Genomic DNA, 19,617 nt, shown 5'->3' with positions numbered 1-19,617 from the left:
CCCGAATTATGCTCCGGCGCCGGTCAGCGGCTGGCCCGCGCCAACGGGGTGCCGTCCAGGGCCTGGCGGAACGCCACCAGCGAGTCGAACACCTGCAGGACGCCTTCTTCCAGCAGCTCCCCGACCGAGAACCCGCCGGTGCGAACCCCGAGCGTGGGGATGCGGAGCTTGGCCGCCGCCCGGACGTCGAAGACCGAGTCCCCGACCATGATGCCGCTGGCGCCCTCGACCTTGGCCAGCGCGGCCGCCACCAGGTCGGGTTCGGGCTTGCTCCGCGCGACGTCGTCTGAGGTGGTCCAGGCGTCGGCGAGCGACTTGCCGTCGATGAGGTCGAGGAACCTCTCGACGTGCCTGCTCTTGCCGGAGCTGGCCAGCACCAGACGGAACCCCCGGTCCTTGACCTCGGCCAGCAGCTCGTGGGCGCCCTCGAACGGTTGGACCTCGTCGATGAGCTGGTCGAACTCCTTCTCCCAGGCCGTACGCAGCTCGTCGCCGTGCGCCTCCTCGAGGTCGCGGCCGCCGACCTCGGACACGAACTGGTCCCCACCCATCCCGATGCCCCGGTGGAGACGCCACATCGGCACCGTCACCCCGTACCGGCGGAAGGCCCGGAACCACGCCAGCGCGTGCTGATAGTTGGTGTCCACGAGAGTGCCGTCGACGTCGAAGATCGCGGTATCGCCCATACCCCGCCTCTACCCACCGAGGCCGCGGTCACACGATAGTGTTTTGCCATGTTCTGGGGGGAATCGTGCGCGGTGCCGCTGATCGTCACCGCGCTCCTGTGCGTCACCGCACCGCCGGTCGCGCACGCGGCGCAGCGGGGCTGCCCGGCGCCGGACTGGCGCACCCGTCCCGGTTCGGCCGTGTACGCCTACACGGCCGAGGACGTCTGGATCGCGCCGACGACGAACGGCCGCACGATCGGACTGGACGGCACCCCGCTGGCGGGCAAGATCACGCCCGGCGACGTCGTGCGCATCACCGCGACGGGCCGCGTCAGCTACGGGGGCTGGTTCAACTGGCGGGGAACCTGGGGGCCGGCCGGGAACGGGCGCCGCGTGGATCCGCGGGCCGCCGGCGACTGGCCGTTCCGCGGCGGCCGGGACGCCGCGCTGGTCGGGAAGTGGCGCGGTACCGGCACAGCCCTGGACGTCGGCGTCGACAGCGGGTGCGTCACCGTGCCGCCGGGCGCGGGGCAGGGTCTGCTGCTGGTCCCGAACGACGACCAGCGCTGGGACAACGGCGACGTCGGCTACACCGCGACGATCGAGGTCAGCCACTGGGAAAAAGTTCGGTGATCGTTGTCTGGCCGGCCGATCGTCGTCGCCGACGTCGTGGACCCACCACCCGGGTGAACTCACGCGCGGGGTGTGCCGGTCCAGTCGTCGACCAGGTAGGCCCAGCGGTCGGAGATCGTCTGTTCCAGGTCGGCCATGTCGCTCGCCGGGGCCTCGGCGGAGGCGGCGGTGATCGTCGGCAGAAGTGCGTGCAGTTCGTCGCCGCTCAGGCCGATCGCGGTGAGTGCCGGGGCGTCCCGTTCGACGTCGATCTCGTCCGGCAGGTCGGAGCGGGCGAGGAGCACCGCCAGGTCCTCCTCGCCCTCCTCCAGCAGCAGCCCGGCCAGGCTGGCTTTCGAGACGCGCATGGTCAGACCGGCCGGCGCGTGGCCAGGAAGCGCCCGTTGTCGCGCATGACGGCGCGGCAGTCCTCGTCGCTGTAGTCGTAGTTCTTCAGGTCCTTGATGTACGACGCGGGCTCGGCGAGCCCCTCGACGTGCGGATAGTCCGAGCCCATCAGGATGTGACCGGCGCCGATCAGGCGCAGCAGGCTGGCCAGCTCGTCCTCGTAGAACGGCGACACCCAGACGTGGCGCTTGAGCGTCTCGCGCGGGTCCTCCGGGTACAGGTGCGGCACCTGCCCGTAGGACTTCGTGAGCTTCTCGAACAGGTGGAACACCCAGTCCGACCCCACTTCGATCGACGCCACGCGCAGGTTCGGGAAGCGCGCGAACAACCCGAGCGCCAGGTGCGAGGCGATCGTGTCCTGCAGCGGGTTGGCGCTCACCAGCCCGCGGAACGCGTTGGCGCGGAACGCCTCGGTGAAGTCGTTCTCGCCCCAGTCCTTGAGGTACCTCGTGTACGGCGACTCGCCGCCGTGGTAGAGCACGGTGATCCCGGAGTCGTTCGCGAGCTGCCAGAACCCGTCGAACATCGGGTCGCCGGGTGCGCGCGAGCCGAGCGCCGTCGTCACCGGCCCACCGACCATCACGACGAACCGGGCGTCGCGTTCCAACGCCCATTCGAGCTCCGCGACGGCGTTCGCCGGGTCGGCGAGCGTGATGTACGGGGCGGCGAAGATGCGGCCCTGGTAGGCGAAGCCCCAATCCTCGTCGAGCCAGCGGTTGAACGCCCGGAACGCGGCCGTCATCGCCGGCAGATCGTGGATCAACGCCTGTTCCATGCCGACGCCGAGCGTCGGCAGCATGATGCACGCCTCCATGCCCTGGCGGTCCATGCAGGCGATGCGGGCGTCGCGGTCGCGGTACTCGGCGCGGATCGGCTCCAGCTCGCCGAACAGCTGCTTCGGATCGGCGCTCTTCGGGTTGCGACCGCGGAAGTACTCGTCCATGACGCCGGGCGCGGCGACCGGGTCGAACGTCGGGTTCGGAATGAACTTGTTCACCTTGCCGCCGACGAGTAACCGCTGCCTGCCGTTGATCGTCGCCCACTGCATCGTGCGCTTCCGGTACTCGGGCTCGAGGTGGCGGGTGAACGCGTCGAGGGCCTCGTAGTAGTGGTTGTCGCAGTCGAAGAAGGTCCACGGGAGCTCGGTCATGAATCCGCCTCTCAGAGTCCGAGGATGCGCGCGGCGTTGCCGTACAGGAACTTGGGCCACACGTCGTCTTTGAACGGGACGTTCGGCATGTCCCGGAAGATGCGCTCCAGCGAGAGGCCCATCGGGAAGTAGCCCGCGTAGAGCACCTTGTCCGCGCCGCGCGTGTTCGCGAAGTCGATGACGGCCTTCGGGTAGTACTTCGGGGCGAACGCCGACGTGGAGTAGTACAAATTCGGCCACTTGAGCATCAGCTTCACCGCGAGTTGCTCCCAGGGCTCGCAGCCGTGCCGGGTGACGAACACCAGGTCGGGGAAGTCGAACATCACCGTGTCGATGCGGCTGACTTCCTGCGGCGCGAACTTCAACCGGGGGCCGGGCACGCCGGCGCAGACGAAGATCGGGATGCCGAGCTCCACGCAGGTGGCGTAGATCGGGTACATCTTCGGATCGTCGATCGGCACCTGGGGAAACGTTCCGGACGGGAACGCGGACGTGGCCCGGATGCCGAACTCCTCGTACTCCCGCTTGATCGCCCGGACGCTGCCGACGACGTCGTTCGGGTCGTTGATGCTTCCCGACGCGATGAACCGGTCGGGGTGCTTCTTCAGCGCGAGCTGCGACGTCTCGTCGCCGACGCCGACCATGCCTTTCTCGACGCCGAAGCGGTCCATCTCGTGCAGCGTGACCGCGATCGGGTCCGAGGTCGGCAGGTCCTTCGGCACGTTCTTGAACATGTACTCGGCCGGGAACTGCGAGTCCTTCGACGCTTGATCCTTGGTCTGTTTACGGATGAAGTCGTAGACGGCGAACCCCTCGTGGGGGAACCCGATCATCGTGTCGATCACGGGCAGCCCGGCCGGAAGCGTCATGGCGACACTCTGAAACGAAATTCTAGTTCTGTCAAGCTGTGCTACCGTGCGCGGTTGTATATTTCATATTGTCTGGGGGCTCATCGATGAGTGACCTGACCGAGCTCGGCTTCTACACGCTCGCCGGCCCTACCCGCAGCGCTCGTGACGTGGTGCGCGAGATCCCCGAGGCGGAGGCACTCGGCCTCGGCGCCGGTTTCCTCTCCGAGCGCTTCAACGTCAAGGAAGCGGGCACGGTCGCCGGGGCGATGGGCGCGGTCTCGTCCACGATCGGGCTCGCCACCGCGGCGACGAACCACAACACGCGCCACCCGCTGCTGACGGCGTCCCTGGCGACGTCGATGCACACGCTGACCGGCGGGCGGTTCGCGCTCGGGCTGGGTCGCGGCATCGAGCTGCGCAGCCGGGCGATCGGGCTGTCCCCGGTAACGTCCGCGCAGCTCGAGGACTTCGCCGGCCTGATGCGCCGGCTCTGGAAGGGTGAGGCGATCGTCGGGCACGACGGCCCCGCCGGTTCCTACCCCTACCTGCACCAGGAGTCGTACTTCGACTTCGACATCCCGATCGTTCTCGTCGCGATCGGGCCCCGCACGCTCGAACTCGCCGGTCGCATCGCGGACGGCGTCGTCCTGCACACGTACTTCTCCGACCAGGCGTTGTCGACGGCGCTGGACGCGATCGCCCGGGGCGCGAAGTCGGTGGGGCGCGACCCGGCGTCGATCCGCGTCTGGTCGGTGCTCGCCACGATCGGCGACCACATCCCGGACGAGGCCCGGCTCACCAGAACCGTCGGGCGGCTCGCCTCCTACCTGCAGGGTTACGGCGACGTGCTGGTGTCGATCAACGACTGGGACCCCGCGGTGCTGGCCCGGTTCCGGGCCGACCCGGTCGTCGGGAGCTTCCTCGGCGCGATCGACGACCGTGCGACCACCGAACAGCTCGAACACATCGCGACGCTGCTCCCGCCGGAGTGGCTGTCGGCGGCGGCCACCGGGTCGCCGGCGCGGTGCGCCGCGGAGGTGGCGCGCCAGTTCGGCCTCGGCGTGTCCGGGGTGATCCTGCACGGCGCCACGCCGGCCGAACTGGAGCCGGTGGTCACCGCCTACCGGGCGGTCCGGCCGTCGTTACCGGCGTACCCGGCGAACCCGGGGTGGGTGGCGTGAGGCTGTCGTTGCCGGTCGAGCCGGATCCGTCGCTGGTCGCCGACAGCGCGGACGCGTTGACGCCGGCCTGGCTGGGCCGCGTGCTCGACGCCCCGGTGAGCGCGGTGCGCACGCGGCGCATCGGCACCGGCCAGATCGGGGCGAGCTACCGGGTGCAGCTGGACTACGCGGGCGGCGCCGGGACCGCGCCGGCCTCGGTCGTGGTCAAGATGGGCACCGGCGCCGACCGGAGCATGACCAGCCAGGGGTACGCCTGGGAGGTCGGCTTCTACCGGCACCTGGCCGCGCGGGTGGCCGCGCGCCTGCCCCGCTGCTGGTACGCCGCGATCAGCCCCGACCACACCCGGTTCACGCTCGTGCTCGAGGACCTCGCGCCGAGCACGCCCGGCGCCCAGGCCGAGGGCTGCACGGTGGCCCGGGCCCGGCACGCCGTCGTGAACCTGGCCGGGTTGCACGCTCCGTTCTGGAACAGCCCGGTGCTGGCGTCGGGCCTGGACTGGCTGGCACCCACTGACGCGGAGGGCGCCGCGTTCCTGGGCGCGCTGCACCGCGATGCGACCGAGGTGTTCACCCAGCGGTTCGGCGCCGCGCTCACGCCGGCCGACGCGGCGACGTTGCGTGCGGCGGCCGCGCTCACCGAGCCGTGGCTGCGTGACCACCAGACGCCGTTCTCGCTCGTCCACGGCGACTACCGGCTCGACAACCTGATGTTCCACCCGACGTCGCCGGAGGTGGCCGCGCTGGACTGGCAGACGGTGTCGGTCGGTCACCCCGGCCGTGACCTGGCCTACTTCGTCGCGCTGTCCCTGCCGGTGGACGAGCGCCGCGCGGCCGAGGACGCGCTGGTGGAGGCGTACCACGCGGCCCTCGACGTGCCGGGGTACTCGCTCGCGGAGTGCCGCGCCGGCTACCGCCTCGGCCTGCTGCACGCGCCGGTGATCACGGTGCTGGGGTGCGTGTACGCGGCGGTGGAGCGCACCCCGGCCGCGGACGCGATGTTCCTGTCGATGACGGCACGCGCCTGCCAGGCGATCCGCGACCACGGCACGCTGGAGGCCGTCACCGGCACGCCGGCGTGACCACCGTGCCGGCGCGCCTCAGCCGAGGCGTTCGGTCACCGCGATCAGGTCGGGGTAGCGGCGGGTGCTGGCGCCGCCGTCGATGCGGTGGACGCTGCCGGTGATGAACGAGGCCTCGTCGGAGGCGAGGAACGTGATCAGCGCGGCGATCTCCTCGGGGGCGGCGAACCGGCCGAGCGGCGTGTTCTCGACGTACTCCTCGACCGCGCCGGGCAGACTCCAGAGCGCCTCGGTGGCCGACGTCCGCACCAGTCCCGGCGCGACCGCGTTCACCCGGATCCCGGCCGGCCCGAGCTCCAGCGCGGCCACCTCGGTCAGCGCGACCACCCCGGCCTTCGCCGCGCAGTACGCCCCCATCCCCCGGCCGGGCTGGATCGCGTTCAAACTGGCCAGCGCGACGATGGCCCCACCCGCTCCGAGCGCCCGCCCGGCGTGCTTCACGGTGTGGAAAACGCCGTGTAAGGAGAGGTCGACGACGCGGCGCCACTCGGCCGCGTCGAGCTCGGTGATCTCCCCGATCGTCGCCCCACCGGCGTTCGCGACCACGATGTCCAACCCACCGAACTGCTCGGTCGCGGACGCCACGAGCGCGCGGACGTCGTTTTCCACCGTGACGTCGGTGCGGCGCCCGACGAAGCTCTCTCCCAACTCCGCTGACACTGCGGCGAGCCCGTCGACGTCGACGTCTCCGCCCACCACGCGCGCCCCTTCGGCGACGAATCGCCGCACCACCGCGGCCCCGATCCCCTTCGCGGCCCCGGTGACGACCGCGGTCTTGCCGGACAGGCGCGCGCTCGAGTCCACCATGGAGGCAGGGTGCCAGGGTGATGTCGGTGAATCAACGGTCGCGTCATGCGAACGTCCGAGGAGCGAACCTTCGTTCCGGATCGAGCGACTGGTCGGTGGCGACTGGTCCGTGGCGACTGGTCCGTGGCGACTGGTCCGTGGCGACTGGTCCGTGGCGACTGTGGCGACCGTGGCGCCTGGTGCGTAGTGACCGGTCCGTGACGACCGGTCCGTGGCGACCGGTCCGTGGCGACCGGTCGGTTCGTCGCTCGCTGGCCGGGGCCCCGACCGTGGGCATGGCGCTCGCCGCCGTCGCCCACGGGGCCTCGGCACGCCGACGGTGCACCCGATGCACGCCAGCCGGGCACCCGATGCACGCCAGCCGTACGCGATGGTGGTCGCGACGCGGCTGGCTGGTGCGTGACTCGTTATATGCGCCCCTTTTGGCTCGGGCCCCGCGCTCATTGCGGCCGGCGTGCCGAGCCCGAGGGCAATCCCGTGCGGGCGGCGGCCACCCGGTCGTCCGGAACCTGGCCGAAGTGACCGGTGGGATGCGCGTGGTGCTGGTGGCGGCGCGGTGTGCCCGGCAAGGACGGCGACCTGCTCATGGGCGGCATAGCCGAATGCCCTCCGCCGCAAGCAGCGCGCCCTGAGCAGTAGGCAATGCGTTCCTCCGCGATGCGCACCGCACCTGGTGCCAAGGTTGGCGGCGCCTGCCCGACCTCGGCGGCCGTGCGGGCGGACGATGAACTCTGCGGCGCCGGACCACGTCGGGCCGCAGCGCCGGCAACCGCCATCACCAAATCCGGCATCAACGATGCATGCGAACAACCACCCCGCGAACAACCACCCCGCGAACAACCACCCCGCGAACAACCACCCCGCGAACAACCACCCCGCGAACAACCACCCCGCGAACAACCACCCCGCGGACAATGCCCGTCACCGGTTCGCATGCCGGGCGGACGGTGTTGGCGACTCTGCGGCCGGCCGTCGGAAACGGGTGTCCTGGGGCATCCCGCGCGCCCCGAGAGCTCGCTCGGCGCGGCTAGCATCGGGGCGCGTGATCGTGTGGATCAACGGCACCCATGGCGTGGGTAAGACGACGACCAGTTCGCTCGTGCAGCAGCTGCTTCCGGGATCGCGGGTCTTCGACGCCGAGATGGTCGGCGTGACGCTCATGAGCGTCACCCCGGGCCTGCCCGAGACCGACAACTTCCAGCATTGGCCTCCGTGGCGGCCGCTCGTCGTCGAGACCGCGCGACGCATCTTGGACTACACCGGTGGCACGTTGGTGATGCCGATGACCGTCCTGGTGGAACCGTACTGGCGCGAGATCAGCACCGGTCTGGCCGACCACGGCATCCCGATCCGGCACTTCGTTCTGCATGCCGACCAGGGGACGCTTCGTGAGCGCATCGCTGGGGACACCGTGCTCGGGCCCAACTCGCCGTTCCGACTCCGGTACCTCGAGCCCTACGCCGAGGCCGCTGCCACCTGGTTGCGCCGCGAGGCCGAGTTCGTCGACACCACGCATCTCACCGCCGCTGAGGCCGCCCAGCGGATCGCCGAGGCCGTTGAACGGTAGGCGCGGCTCAGTGCGCCGGGGGGTGAGGCTGCGGGTCCCACCAGTTGTAGCCGGGGTGGTCCTCCGGGGCGGTTCGCTGGGACGGGATCCCCGGCCGGGGTGACGCGGGTCGCTCCGGGTCGTCTTCCGGCACGATCTCGGTCCGGGCCGGCCACGGCTGATCCCCACCACCGGTCCACGGCCCACCCACCGGCCTCACCCGCCACGGCTCGGACCTCGTGCGCCACGGTTCGGCAGTGGGTGTCCCGGGTTGCGCCCCGAAATCAGGCCCTACCGGCGGACGCCCGGAACCCACGAACCCCGACCCGGCACCCGGGATTTGCGAAATCGGCCGATCCCCCGGCACGGCCTCCGGCCGACGCCCCGGCAAGGCCCCCGGCCGATCCCCCGACACACCCCCCGGCCAATCCCCCGGCTGGGCCCTCGACACACCCCCCGGCCAATCCCCCGGCACGCTCCCCGGCTGGGCCCCCGACACACCCCCCGGCCGACCCCCCGATACAACCTCCGGCCGATGCCACACCGCCGGCACCACGTCGCCCGACAACCGACCCCGGTCCAACGACCCCGGCACCCCCACCGAAGACTCCGGCGGCGGGCCCGCGTGGGGATCGGCGGGTACAAAACCCGCCGACGCCGGGTGCGTGGCGCGATCCTGGTACGACACCGCGACCGGCTCCGGGAGCACCACGACCGTCGGTGGCGCGGTCGGGGCCACCGGCGGTGTGACCCCGGGCGAATCCATCCCGGACCGCCCGATCATCGCGTACACCGACGGCCGCGCCTCGCGCAACACCAGCGCCGCGACCACCCCGGACAGGAACGGCACGAACACCACCGCGACCACCGGCCACGTGCCCCCGGACCCCTCCGGATTCAACGCCGCCACATGGGTGAGCCCGTACACCACGATCAAACCGAGCGTCAGCGCGGAGAACGCGGCCGCGACGACCTGCCCCTCCCACCCGAAGAAACCCGTCTCGTCGGCCTCGCCCCGCAGGAACCACACGGTCGCCGAGAGCGACGCGAGCCCCAGCGTCCCGATGACGCCGAGCGCGGACCCGATCAGCACCCAGGGCTCGAGTGCGCCGGTCGTGCGGTCACCGAGCAGCAGCGCGACGAAGCCGCCGACGGTGGGGTGCGCGAAGTGCAGCAGGTACGGGCGCTTGCCCTTGGCGTCGGGCTCGATCAGGGCCGGCGGGAGCACCCCGTCGCGGGCCAGCCCGGCCAGCTGACGCACGAGCGCGCCCTGCAGCGCGGCGGTCGCGCCGAACACGCCGGTCAGCAGCACGGCCATCAGCACGTCGGTCACCAGCACCGCCTCCTGCGGCCCGACGACCTGCGCGACGAGCAGCGGGAACAGCGCCGGGCCGGCCTGCTGGGCCGCCGCCGTCGCGTTCACCGGGCCGACGAGCACGCTGATCGCGACCGCACCCGCGACGGTCACCGCGGTCGTGATCGCGTACGACAGGTACGTGGCCCGCGGCAACGACCGGCCCGGGTCCGTCAGCTCCGCGGTGTAGTTGGCCGCGGTCTCGGTGCCGGTCGAGGCCATCAGCGCGAACACCACGGCCACCCCGAACGTGCCGGTGAGCAGGCCACCGGGTTCCAGGCTCTGGTACGACGCGGCCCCGCCGGCGGGTGAGCGGAACGCGGCGACGAGCGTCACGACGACGGTCACCAGCTGGAGCACCAGGATCACCGCGAAGATCGGCAGCACCTGACGGGCCCGGAACCGGCTGAGGACCGCCCCGGCGGTCACGCACAGCACGATTCCCACCCAGAGCGGCACGCCGTAGCCGAAGACGCTCTGCGTCAACGCGGTGAGGACGCCGGCGAAGAAGCCGTACATCCCGGCGACCATGCCGATGTAGACGACGAGCAGCGCGACCGCCGCACCCACCCCGACCGGCCGGCCGAGACCGTGCGCCACCTGTACGTACAGGCCGCCGGGGTGGCGCAGGCGCTTGGCCAGCCCGCTGTAGCCGAACACGAAGCCGAGCAGCACGACGCCGGAGAACGCGAAGACCAGCGGCGTCGCCTCGACCTGCCCGACGCGGTAGGTCTCCGGCACCGCGCCCCACAGCAGCGTCAGCGGGGTGTGGGTGACGAGCAGGAAGATCAGCAGATGGCCGGTGCGCAGCCGTCCGCCGACGAACGGTCTGGATGCCGCGAAGGGAGCCGGGGTCGAGCCCATGGGGAGCCTTCCGTAGGTCGACACGACCAGGGATCCCGGCAGGTACTCGCCCGAAGCAGGAGCAGGAGCAGGAGCATGAGCCCCCGCGCCGCGAGCGTGACGGCGGACGCAGGGTGGAACGGAAGACGCGGCGACCGAGAGCCCGGACACGCGTCGATCGGGTAACGGGTGTATCCGGAACTGCGACCGGACTCTAGTTATAGATTTTCACACGGTCAACAGACCCCGAAATAAAACACGTTCTCAGTGCAGGCCCCATGACCTGCGACTTCAGCTAACGGTGCGACCCGGGACCGGTGCTCACCCGCTCCAGCACGCGCAGCGACCCGGTGACGCTCACCTCGGCGAACTCTCCGCCGTCGATCGCCTCGCGGTAGATCCGGTAGGGCGCCTGACCGCCGTCGGCCGGATCCGGGAACACGTCGTGGATCACCAGCGCTCCCCCGGCACGCACCCAGGGCGCCCAGCCGCGCAGATCGGCGCGCGCCGCCTCGTCGGTGTGGCCGCCGTCGATGAACAGCAGGTCGATCGGGTGCGCCCACCACCGGGCGACGTCGACCGAGCGGCCGACGATCGGCGTCACGACGTCCTCCAGGCGGGCCGCGGCCAGCGTGCGGCGCAGCTCCGGCAGGGTGTCGAGACGCCCGGTCGTGTCCACCAGCGACCGGTCGTGGTACTCCCAGCCCTCCTGGTGTTCCTCGGAGCCGCGGTGGTGGTCGATCGTGACGATCGTGCCGCCGGTGAGCGTCGCGGCGTGCCCCAGGTAGATGCTCGACTTCCCGCAGTACGTGCCGATCTCCACCGCGACGCCGTCGCCGAGGTGCGCCAGCGCCGCCGCGTGCAGCGCGAGCCCTTCGTCGGCCGGCATGAAGCCTTTGACCGACTCCGCGAGCGCGGCCAGCGCACCAGGCAGTGTTCCGAAGGCGGGCTGGGTCACAAACTCGCCGGGCATGAACACGTCCCTTCCAGAACGCCGGGTGGGAGCCCTTCGCCGCGGAACAGTCCGCTGGCCGGGGTGGTGCGCGACAGGGCGTCGGCGGCGAGGATCACGGTCGCCGCGGTCCACGCCGTCTGCTCGACCGGCCAGCGGGTCGCGTCCGGGTAGACGTAGCCGGTCCAGTACGAACCGTCGGCCTCACGCAGGTGCTGCATGGCGGCGAACTGCTCCAGCGCGTCGTCCTTGCGGCCGAGGGCGTCGAGCGCGAGGACCAGCTCGCAGGTCTCCGCGCCGGTCACCCAGGGCTGGTCGGCGACGCAGCGGATGCCGAGCCCGGGCACCACGAAGTCGTCCCACCGCGCGGCCAGCCGGGCGGACGCCTCCGCCGCGCCCAGCGAGCCGCCGAGGATCGGGTAGTACCAGTCCATCGAGTAGCGGCTCTTGTCGGCGAACCGCTCCGGGTGGAAGTCCAGCGCGTGACGCAGGCGGGCGGCGGCCAGCTCCCACTCCGGCACCAGCTCGCCGGCCAGCTCGGCCAGCGCGACCGCGCAGCGCAGGCTCAGGTGCATGCTCGCGTTGCCGGTGAGCAGCACCTCGGTGCGTAAGGCCCCGTCGGCGTCGCGGCCCCAGGGGATCTCCCCGCCGGGAGCCTGCAGGCGCAGCACCGCGCTGATCGCGCCGCGCACGACCGGCCAGAGCCGGTCGACGAAGGCCCGGTCACCGGTGATCGTCCAGTGGTGCCACACCCCGGTCGCCACGTAGGCGCAGAAGTTCGTGTCGATGCTCGCGTCGGTGACGTCGTCGCCGACGTACTTCTCCGCCCAGGTCCCGTCCGGTCGCTGGGCGCGCAGGCACCACTCGTAGGCCCGCGCGGCCGGCTCGAGGAACCCCGCGGCGGACAGACCCATCGCGCTCTGCACGTGGTCCCACGGGTCGGTGTGCCCGCCCGGGAACCAGGGCAGCGCGCCGGACCCCTGCTGGGTCCGGGCGATCGCGGACGCGGTCCGGACGCACTGTTCGGTCGAAAACACGCCGTCGACCGCCGGCACGGTCATGACGAGACCGGCTTCTGGAAGTACAGCGCGACGCTCTTGCCGATCAGCGGGTTGAGGACCTGCTCGGCCACCTGCGTCACCGCGGGCTTGCTCATCAGGTCCCAGACCAGCAGCTTGTGGTAGGCCTGCACGGCCGGGTGGTCGTCCTTCGACGACCCCACCGCGCACTTGAGCCACCAGTACGGCGAGTGCAGCGCGTGGGCGTGGTGGCGGTGCGTGGCCACCAGCCCGGCGCCGACCAGCTTCGCCTCGAGTTCGTCGGCGCGGTAGATGCGGATGTGGCCGCCCTCGTTCGCGTGGTACTCGTCGGACAGCGCCCAGCAGATCCGCTCCGGCAGCCAGCGCGGCACGGTCACCGCGAGCGTCCCGCCGGGGGCGAGGATGCGCACGAGCTCGGCGATCGCGGCGTCGTCCTCGGGCACGTGCTCGAGGATCTCGGAGGCGAGGACGACGTCGAAGTGACCGTCCTCGTACGGCATCTCCAGCACGTTGCCGGGCTGCACCGCGCCGGACCCGCCCGGCGGCACCTCCCCGGCCTCCTCCATCGCCGCGAACATGTCGGCGACGCTCTTGAGCTCGATCTCGTCCAGGTCGAACGCGATCACCTCGGCGCCGCGACGCAGCGCCTCGAACGAGTGGCGGCCACCGCCGGCGCCGACGTCGATGAAGCGGGTGCGGCGACCGACACGCAGCCGGTCGAAGTCCACGGTCAGCACTTCGCGTCTCCCCTTGCGTCCTCGTACGCCCGGACCGTGGCCCGTGCCACCGAGATCCAGCTGAACCGTTCCTCCGCGCGGGCGCGCCCGGCGACACTGAGCCGCTCGCGTTCCTCCGGCGAGCGCAGGAGCCCGTCGATCGCCGTCACGAGCGCACCGGCGTCCCCCGGCGGCACCAGCACCCCGGCGTCGCCGACAACCTCGGGCAACGCGCCGGCGCGGCTGGCCACGACCGGGGTGCCGCAGGCGAGGGCCTCGACGGTGGGCAGCGAGAAGCCCTCGTAGAGCGACGGCACGCACATGACCTCGGCGCTGGCCAGCAGCGCGGCGAGCTCGGCGTCGGAGAGGCCGGTGCGTACCGTGACGCAGTCGGTGAGCCCGAGTTCGGCGATCCGCTGCTCGGTCGCTCCGCCCGGCTCCAGCGCCGAGACCAGCTGCAACTCCACCGCGTGGTCGACGCGGAGCTTCGCGACCGCGTCGAGCAGGTGGGCGACGCCCTTGAGCGGCCGGTCGGCGCTGGCGATCGCGACGATGCGACCGGGGACACGCGGCCCGGCGGGGCGGAACACGTCGGTGTCGACGCCGAGCGGCACCACCCGGAAGCGCTCCGGGTCGATGCGGAAGTCGGTGATCGTGTCGGCGGTGGCGACGTCGGACACACCGACCAGCACCGGGAGCCGGCGCGCGACACGGGCCTGCATCTTCACGAAGCCGTACCAGCGCAGGATGCCGTACTTCTTGCGTAACCGGGCGGCGTCCAGCTCGACCCGCCGGTCCCGGCTGATCGGGTGGTGGATCGTCGCGACCAGCGGCACGCCGCGGCGTTTGAGCGCCAGCAGCCCGTAGCCGAGCGACTGGTTGTCGTGGACGACGTCGAAGTCGGCGGCCCGCGTCTTCATCAGGTGAGCGATCCGCGCCCCGAACGCGAGCGGTTCGGCGAATGTCCCGGTTTTGGTAGTTACGAATTCCAGAACGTCATACCGGTCGCGGAAGTCCCGGAACCGCACTTTGCGCGGGAAGTCGGGTCCGCCGAACATGTCCAGGCTGGGTACCTCGGTGAGCGTGACCCGCGGGTCGAGGTCCTCCGGATAGGGTTGGCCGGAGAAGACCTCCACCTCGTGCCCCAGCTCCACCAGTCCACGACTCAGATACCGGACGTACACTCCCTGGCCGCCGCAGTGCGCTTTACTACGGTACGAGAGCAAGGCGATTCGCACATCCACCTCCTCTCACATCTGTCTCAGTAACTTACTCGTCAGTATAAGTAGAATCCTGTTTCTTCGGGCGGATTCATCGAACTACGGGTCCGCATCGGACACTCGGTGACCTACGTCACACGCTCGAACAACGCCGCCAGCCCCTGGCCGCCGCCGATGCACATGGTTTCGAGGCCGTAGCGTGCTTCCCGCCGGTCGAGCTCGTGCAGCATCGTCGCCAGGATGCGCCCGCCGGTCGCGCCGACCGGGTGACCCAGCGAGATCCCCGACCCGTTCACGTTGAAGCGCTCGAAGTCGGCGTCGCCGAAGCCCCAGGCCCGGGTGCAGGCCAGCACCTGGCTGGCGAACGCCTCGTTCAATTCGATCAGGTCGACGTCGGTCAACGCGACGTCCGCGCGGCCGAGCGCCTTCGCGACGGCGGGCACCGGCCCGATGCCCATCGTCGACGGCGGGACCCCGGCGACCGCCCAGGACACCAGGCGGGCCAGCGGGCGCAGGCCGTACTCCTCGGCCTTCTCCCGGGTGAGCACCACGCACACCGCCGCGCCGTCGTTCTGCCCGCTGGCGTTGCCGGCGGTGACGGTCGCGCCGGGGTCGGTGCGGCCGAGGACCGGGCGCAGGCGGCCCAGCTTGTCCAGCGACGAGTCGGCACGCGGGTGTTCGTCGGTGTCGACCAGCGCGCCGCCGGGCAACGCGACCGGCACGATCTCGGCGGCGAAGCGCCCGTCCCGCTGCGCGGCCACGGCCCGCTCGTGCGAGCGCAGCGCGTACTCGTCCTGCTCGCGGCGGGAGATGCCGTACTCGCGACGCAGGTTCTCGGCGGTCTCCAGCATCCCGCCCGGCACCGGGTAGTGCTCGCCGCCCGCGGTGACCCGGGCGCGGGCCAGCCGGTCGGAGAACACCAGCTGGTCACCGGCGGCGCCCCAGCGTGCGGTCGTCGAGTAGAACTCGACCTGGCTCATGCTCTCCGCCCCACCGGCCAGGACGACGTCCGCGGCGCCGGTCTGCACCTGCATCGCGGCCCAGAGCACGGCCTGCAGGCCCGAGCCGCACCGCCGGTCCACCTGGGCGCCGCCCACCTCGACCGGCAGCCCGGCGTCGAGCGCGGCGACGCGGCCGATCGCCGGCGCCTCCCCGTTGGGGTAGCACTGGCCGAGCACGACGTCGTCCACCGACCCGGCGGGCAGGCCGGTGCGCTCGAGCAGCGCGCGGATCACGGTCGCGGCGAGCGTCGCGGCCGAGACGCTCTTGAGCACGCCGCCGTAGCGGCCGACCGGGGTGCGCAGCGGAGCGCAGATCACTGCCTCGCGGGGGTTCACCGGGAGAACCGTCCCCCGGTCCCGGCGACCACCACGGGTGTCGGCTCGCCTTCGCGCTCGACGGTGACCGACGACACGACCCGGAACGCGCCGGCGAACCGAGCGAGGCGTTCCGGCGTGATCTCGTGGTGGCGTTCGTCCGGAGCCGGAAAGACACGCATCGGCCGCTCCTCGGTGCGGTGAGATTATATACAATACGCAGCCCCGGCCTGGAGGTGCGCGCGTGACGACGTCGTCGTGGCAGGTCGAGCGCCGGGACCGGATCCTCCGCGCGGCCCGCGAGTCCCTGCAGGAGCAGGAGTACGAGACCATCCAGATGCGCGACGTCGCCCAGCGCGCCGGGGTGGCCCTCGGCACGCTGTACCGCTGTTTCTCGTCGAAGGAGCACCTGTACGCGGCCGTGGTGACCGACTGGGGCAGCCGGTCGGCGGTCGCCGCGCATGGCGAGTCGCCGGAGACGCGCGTGCGTGCCCGCGTGCACGGCGTGATCACCGCCTACGAGCGGCAGCCGCAGTTCTACCGGGCGCACGTCACGCTGCAGAGCAGCGCGGATCCCAACGCGCGGGAGCTGCTGACCGAGTTCGCCCGCGACGCCCGCGACGCGCTCGCCGCGGAGGTGGCGGTGCTGGGCCCGGCCCCCGCCGACGACGCCGCGACGATGCTGTGGGCGCTCATCACGTCCCGGCTGACGCACGCGATCTACCGCGGCGGCGACGTCGAGGAGATCCACCGCATCGCCGACAGGTTCGTCGACCTGCTCGTCCCGCGGTTGCGGAACGAGCAGGCCGAGGAGGGCTGAGAGCTTCAGTGCGCCGACGTCCGGCGGCGGAGCCGGGCCGGGCGGGCGACCAGCACCGCGGCGACGAAGAGCACCAGGCCGAGCAGCACCAGCACGATCGACGCCCGGCCACGCAGCCACGGCAGCAGGCTCTGCGCCTGCCGGGCCTGCTCGAGCCGGTCGTCGGCGTTGCGGACGCTGTCCATCTTCGCCTCGAACGCCGTGACGGTCTTGCCGTTCGCGATGTACTGCTGGGTGATCTCCTCGCGGATGCCGATCACGTCACCGCTGTTCGGCTCGATCCAGTACGTGCGGGTGTTGGCGTACATGGCGTCCGCGTCGACGTTCGGCGCGGTGGAGTCGAAGAGCCCGCCGGGCAGCTCCATCGTGCCGACCTTCTGCAGCGGCGCCGTGCGACGGAACATGTAGACGTCCAGGCCGTCCTTGCGCGACTCCCCGATGTACTCGGCGGTGTTCGCCCGTTCGAGCGAGGTGTCCCAGATCTGGTACGACGTCTTCTGGGTGTCGAACGGGAACGTGTAGTAGCCCTCGTGCCGCAGCTCCTTGCCGTCCGGCTCGGCCTCGTCGGTGACGAGCCGGTCGCCGCAGCAGTTGGTGGCCTCGGCCGTCCGGGGGTCGATGGAGAGCCGCTCGACCCGGGCCTGGAGCATGCCCCGGCCGTCGACCTCGATCCGGGTCGCGATGTCCCAGACGTTGTCGTCGCCGTCGTTGTCGACGCCGGTGGCCTCGGACACGAAGTTCCGGACGGTCACGTTCACGCCGGTCAGCACCGTCGCACCGGCCGGCGCGTCCGGGTCGGGCCACAGCACGGTGGCGTTGGTGCCCTTGAGCACCTGTTCGGTCTGCGGGTCGGCCGGGAGGACGGCCACGCGGGGATAGACGTAGAGCGGCAGCAGGATGCCGACCACGAGGAGGAAGATTCCGGCGCCGATCAGCGCCAGCCGGAGCAGGCGCCGGGAGCGTGGCGGCTCCCCGGACGCGTGCTCGGGCGCGTGGTCCGGGCGGACCGGCGGCGCCACCGGCGCGGTAGGCGCGTCCGAGTGCGCGTGGCGCTCGGACGTCACCGGGTCGGGAGCAGCGGTCATGGGGACACCATCCGATCGCCGTTGATCCAGATACGTAGCTGGCGGGAGGAGCGTCGTGCTGGAGCCGGGCGCTTCGGGCCCACAGTTCGATGTCCGGACGGAGTACACAGGACAACGTGGCGGAAATACTAGAACCGGTTCTACCCACGGTCAACTGGTACGCAGTCCTGGTTCGGATCACATCTTGAATACTGTATATATTCTGACCATGCCCCGCGCGGTCGGGTGGCCGCTGATGGAGGTCGGCGCACCTACCGGCACGCCGCAGACAGGCACGTGCTGCTGATACCACCCGAGAACAGGTTCTGCCGCGCGGTTCATCGTCTGAACCTGGAGCCCGCTGAGGGCGACGCTGCGGGCCGCCCTCAGGAGAGCAGGCCGCGTTGTTCGAGGAGTGAGACCACGCTGTCGGTCTCGGCACGCAGCAGGTCGACGAACGCGGCCTCGGCCCCGGTGCCGTCACCGGCCTTGAGCGCCTTCACGATCGCCCGCACGCCCCGCTTGTGGATGCGGATCACGCCCGGCACCTGCGCGAAGAAGTTCCCGGGCACGATGTTCGTGGTGATCACGCGTGACACCGCGCTGATCCGCCGCGAGGAGGCCAGCACCAGCACCTGGCGCAGGAACGCGGTGTTGAGCGCGGTGAACGCGTCGGCGTCGTTCGTGGCCTGCAGTTCCTTCGCGGTCTCGGCGAGGCTCGCGATGCCCTCCGCGGTGCCGCGCTCCACCGCGCGCCGCGCGGCCAGCCCGTACGCCAGCCCGAGCAGCTCGAAGTGGTCGCGAACCGAGTTCTCGTCGAGCCCGTTGACGAACGCGCCGAGGTGCGGGCGGGACGTGACCCAGCCCTCGCGGTCCAGCGCGATGACCGCCTCGCGCACCGGCACGCGGCTGACCCGCAGCTCCGCGGCGATCTCGTCCTGCGGCACCCGCTCGCCGGCCCGGAGCCGCTGGTCGAAGATCATCCGCCGGATGTGGGCGGCCACCTGCTGCGCGCTGGTGGGGCGGGAGAGCCCGCCGGCCTCGTCGGCGACGAACTCGACGCCGGACGCTCCCACGTCTGCTCGCGTGACGATCACGACCCCCTCGTACCGAATCTCCGATATACATTATCCCATACGTGTTGAGCAGGCTGGAGGCGCGCCCGTGCCCACCGTCCGGACGTCACTGATCCGCGGCGTCGGCCGCCTCACGCTCGCCGATCCCCGCCACCGCAACGCGCTCAGCCGTCAGCTCAGCGACGACCTGGCCGCCGGGGTGGGCACGCTGCTGGCCGACGGCGCCCGCGTGCTCGTCCTCGACGCCGAGCCGCCGGTGTTCTGCGCCGGCGGTTCCCTGGACGGGCTGATCGACCGCACCGCTCCCCTGGCCACGTTCTACGCCGGGTTCACCGCGCTCGCCGACGCCCCGGTGCCGACGATCGCCGCGGTCGCCGGCCCGGCCATCGGCGCGGGCGTCAATCTGCCGCTGGCCTGCGACGTCGTCCTCGCCGGCGAGAGCGCCCGGTTCGATCCGCGGTTCCTCGACGTGGGCATCCACCCCGGCGGCGGCCACCTGTGGCGGTTGAGCCGGCGCATCGGCGAGCAGGGCGCCGCGGCCCTGGTGCTCTGCGGCGACGTGCTCACCGGCCCCGAAGCCGTCACCCACGGTCTGGCCTGGCGCTGCGTCCCGGACGCCGCCCTGTCGACGCTGGCCGACACCTTCGCCGAACGCGTCGCGGGCCGCTCGCCCGAACTGGTCCGCCTGACCAAGGCCACGCTCCGGGCGTCCCGCGCGGTGGACGACCCGGCCGACGCCGCCGCGATCGAGCTCGCCGCCCAGGAGTGGTCGGTGACCCAGCCGCACTTCCACGAGACCGCCACCCGCCTGCGCGATCAGCTCCGAGCCCGCTCGTAGGTTTCGTCTATTGACGACACCGCTCCGGGCTCCCCGCGACGGTCGAGGCACCGGCGGCACCGGACGGGTGCGAGAT

Annotated in this window: 20 protein-coding genes; 6 read left to right on the top strand and 14 right to left on the bottom strand. The window is 71.6% G+C overall.

Features of this window, described 5'->3' with window-relative positions; translation table 11 throughout:
- Positions 1–23: 23 nt before the first annotated feature.
- Entirely contained in the window at positions 24–686 is a 663-nt protein-coding gene (locus ABD437_RS18320; RefSeq protein WP_344650055.1) for an HAD family hydrolase, read from the bottom strand.
- A gap of 48 nt (positions 687–734) precedes the next feature.
- On the opposite strand from ABD437_RS18320, the gene ABD437_RS18315 reads away from it, so the two are divergent.
- Positions 735–1,301 carry a hypothetical protein gene (locus tag ABD437_RS18315; protein ID WP_344650054.1) on the top strand — a complete coding sequence of 189 codons (567 nt, stop codon included), beginning with the start codon at positions 735–737 and terminating at the stop codon, positions 1,299–1,301.
- Positions 1,302–1,360: 59 nt separating this feature from the next.
- On the opposite strand, the gene ABD437_RS18310 is transcribed toward ABD437_RS18315, so the two are convergent.
- The 3 genes from ABD437_RS18310 to ABD437_RS18300 are packed head-to-tail and all read right to left on the bottom strand — an operon-like array spanning position 1,361 to position 3,707.
- Complete coding sequence (locus tag ABD437_RS18310; RefSeq protein ID WP_344650053.1) at positions 1,361–1,648, bottom strand: hypothetical protein; 288 nt, start codon at positions 1,646–1,648, stop codon at positions 1,361–1,363.
- A 2-nt stretch (positions 1,649–1,650) separates the two neighbouring features.
- Positions 1,651–2,838, bottom strand: coding sequence for an amidohydrolase family protein (locus ABD437_RS18305; protein WP_344650052.1), 1,188 nt, complete (start codon positions 2,836–2,838; stop codon positions 1,651–1,653).
- A gap of 11 nt (positions 2,839–2,849) precedes the next feature.
- Positions 2,850–3,707: an amidohydrolase family protein gene (locus ABD437_RS18300; RefSeq protein ID WP_344650051.1), complete on the bottom strand. Its 858-nt coding sequence runs from the start codon at positions 3,705–3,707 to the stop codon at positions 2,850–2,852.
- 86 nt (positions 3,708–3,793) lie between these two features.
- Between ABD437_RS18300 and ABD437_RS18295 the strand changes: the two genes are divergently transcribed.
- Together ABD437_RS18295 and ABD437_RS18290 are read left to right on the top strand one after the other, a co-directional pair.
- A complete protein-coding gene (locus ABD437_RS18295; protein ID WP_344650050.1) occupies positions 3,794–4,870 on the top strand; it encodes a TIGR03857 family LLM class F420-dependent oxidoreductase in 1,077 nt (358 codons plus the stop codon).
- Entirely contained in the window at positions 4,867–5,949 is a 1,083-nt protein-coding gene (locus ABD437_RS18290; RefSeq protein ID WP_344650049.1) for a phosphotransferase family protein, read from the top strand. Before ABD437_RS18295 ends, ABD437_RS18290 begins: the two co-directional genes overlap by 4 nt.
- An 18-nt stretch (positions 5,950–5,967) precedes the next feature.
- Here ABD437_RS18290 and ABD437_RS18285 read toward each other — a convergent pair whose 3' ends face one another.
- Positions 5,968–6,756, bottom strand: a complete 789-nt coding sequence (locus ABD437_RS18285; RefSeq protein ID WP_344650048.1) for an SDR family NAD(P)-dependent oxidoreductase — start codon at positions 6,754–6,756, stop codon at positions 5,968–5,970.
- Positions 6,757–7,798: 1,042 nt separating this feature from the next.
- Between ABD437_RS18285 and ABD437_RS18280 the strand changes: the two genes are divergently transcribed.
- Positions 7,799–8,323 (top strand): DEAD/DEAH box helicase family protein, encoded by a 525-nt coding sequence (locus tag ABD437_RS18280; protein WP_344650047.1) that lies wholly within the window; start codon positions 7,799–7,801, stop codon positions 8,321–8,323.
- Between the two features lie 7 nt (positions 8,324–8,330).
- Here the strand turns inward: ABD437_RS18280 and ABD437_RS18275 are convergent, their stop codons facing one another.
- From ABD437_RS18275 to ABD437_RS18245, 7 genes are all read right to left on the bottom strand, one after another.
- A complete protein-coding gene (locus ABD437_RS18275; RefSeq protein ID WP_344650046.1) occupies positions 8,331–10,520 on the bottom strand; it encodes an amino acid permease in 2,190 nt (729 codons plus the stop codon).
- A gap of 274 nt (positions 10,521–10,794) precedes the next feature.
- Positions 10,795–11,472, bottom strand: coding sequence for a class I SAM-dependent methyltransferase (locus tag ABD437_RS18270; RefSeq protein WP_344650045.1), 678 nt, complete (start codon positions 11,470–11,472; stop codon positions 10,795–10,797).
- Positions 11,454–12,512 (bottom strand): glucosidase family protein, encoded by a 1,059-nt coding sequence (locus tag ABD437_RS18265; RefSeq protein WP_344650044.1) that lies wholly within the window; start codon positions 12,510–12,512, stop codon positions 11,454–11,456. Before ABD437_RS18265 ends, ABD437_RS18270 begins: the two co-directional genes overlap by 19 nt.
- The gene (locus ABD437_RS18260) at positions 12,509–13,228 is read right to left on the bottom strand and encodes a class I SAM-dependent methyltransferase (RefSeq protein ID WP_344650043.1); all 720 of its coding nucleotides are present in this window, start codon (positions 13,226–13,228) and stop codon (positions 12,509–12,511) included. The genes ABD437_RS18265 and ABD437_RS18260 overlap by 4 nt, the downstream gene beginning before the upstream one ends.
- Complete coding sequence (locus tag ABD437_RS18255) at positions 13,222–14,445, bottom strand: glycosyltransferase family 4 protein (protein WP_344650042.1); 1,224 nt, start codon at positions 14,443–14,445, stop codon at positions 13,222–13,224. The genes ABD437_RS18260 and ABD437_RS18255 overlap by 7 nt, the downstream gene beginning before the upstream one ends.
- 110 nt (positions 14,446–14,555) lie before the next feature.
- On the bottom strand, positions 14,556–15,764 hold the full coding sequence (locus ABD437_RS18250) for an acetyl-CoA C-acetyltransferase (protein WP_344650041.1): 1,209 nt from the start codon (positions 15,762–15,764) through the stop codon (positions 14,556–14,558).
- Complete coding sequence (locus tag ABD437_RS18245) at positions 15,761–15,925, bottom strand: hypothetical protein (protein WP_344650040.1); 165 nt, start codon at positions 15,923–15,925, stop codon at positions 15,761–15,763. The genes ABD437_RS18250 and ABD437_RS18245 overlap by 4 nt, the downstream gene beginning before the upstream one ends.
- Positions 15,926–15,987: 62 nt before the next feature.
- Between ABD437_RS18245 and ABD437_RS18240 the strand changes: the two genes are divergently transcribed.
- The gene (locus ABD437_RS18240) at positions 15,988–16,563 is read left to right on the top strand and encodes a TetR/AcrR family transcriptional regulator (protein WP_344650039.1); all 576 of its coding nucleotides are present in this window, start codon (positions 15,988–15,990) and stop codon (positions 16,561–16,563) included.
- Between the two features lie 5 nt (positions 16,564–16,568).
- Here ABD437_RS18240 and pgfA read toward each other — a convergent pair whose 3' ends face one another.
- Entirely contained in the window at positions 16,569–17,648 is a 1,080-nt protein-coding gene (pgfA, locus tag ABD437_RS18235) for a cell envelope lipid trafficking protein PgfA (RefSeq protein ID WP_344650038.1), read from the bottom strand.
- 365 nt (positions 17,649–18,013) lie between these two features.
- Positions 18,014–18,724, bottom strand: coding sequence for a GntR family transcriptional regulator (locus ABD437_RS18230; protein ID WP_344650037.1), 711 nt, complete (start codon positions 18,722–18,724; stop codon positions 18,014–18,016).
- A 67-nt stretch (positions 18,725–18,791) separates the two neighbouring features.
- Between ABD437_RS18230 and ABD437_RS18225 the strand changes: the two genes are divergently transcribed.
- Positions 18,792–19,541: an enoyl-CoA hydratase-related protein gene (locus tag ABD437_RS18225; RefSeq protein ID WP_344650036.1), complete on the top strand. Its 750-nt coding sequence runs from the start codon at positions 18,792–18,794 to the stop codon at positions 19,539–19,541.
- Positions 19,542–19,617: the final 76 nt, after the last annotated feature.

This window comes from Cryptosporangium japonicum (assembly GCF_039524755.1).
GTDB lineage: Bacteria > Actinomycetota > Actinomycetes > Mycobacteriales > Cryptosporangiaceae > Cryptosporangium > Cryptosporangium japonicum.
This window is presented reverse-complemented; position numbering and strand designations above follow the sequence as displayed.

Coding starts and splice junctions, on each gene's coding strand:
- ABD437_RS18285 (WP_344650048.1), bottom strand. CDS start 6,756: ATGGTGGACTCGAGCGCGCGCCTGTCCGGCAAGACCGCGGTCGTCACC.
- ABD437_RS18245 (WP_344650040.1), bottom strand. CDS start 15,925: ATGCGTGTCTTTCCGGCTCCGGACGAACGCCACCACGAGATCACGCCG.
- ABD437_RS18310 (WP_344650053.1), bottom strand. CDS start 1,648: ATGCGCGTCTCGAAAGCCAGCCTGGCCGGGCTGCTGCTGGAGGAGGGC.
- ABD437_RS18320 (WP_344650055.1), bottom strand. CDS start 686: ATGGGCGATACCGCGATCTTCGACGTCGACGGCACTCTCGTGGACACC.
- ABD437_RS18315 (WP_344650054.1), top strand. CDS start 735: ATGTTCTGGGGGGAATCGTGCGCGGTGCCGCTGATCGTCACCGCGCTC.
- pgfA (WP_344650038.1), bottom strand. CDS start 17,648: ATGACCGCTGCTCCCGACCCGGTGACGTCCGAGCGCCACGCGCACTCG.
- ABD437_RS18295 (WP_344650050.1), top strand. CDS start 3,794: ATGAGTGACCTGACCGAGCTCGGCTTCTACACGCTCGCCGGCCCTACC.
- ABD437_RS18270 (WP_344650045.1), bottom strand. CDS start 11,472: ATGCCCGGCGAGTTTGTGACCCAGCCCGCCTTCGGAACACTGCCTGGT.
- ABD437_RS18300 (WP_344650051.1), bottom strand. CDS start 3,707: ATGACGCTTCCGGCCGGGCTGCCCGTGATCGACACGATGATCGGGTTC.
- ABD437_RS18305 (WP_344650052.1), bottom strand. CDS start 2,838: ATGACCGAGCTCCCGTGGACCTTCTTCGACTGCGACAACCACTACTAC.
- ABD437_RS18265 (WP_344650044.1), bottom strand. CDS start 12,512: ATGACCGTGCCGGCGGTCGACGGCGTGTTTTCGACCGAACAGTGCGTC.
- ABD437_RS18275 (WP_344650046.1), bottom strand. CDS start 10,520: ATGGGCTCGACCCCGGCTCCCTTCGCGGCATCCAGACCGTTCGTCGGC.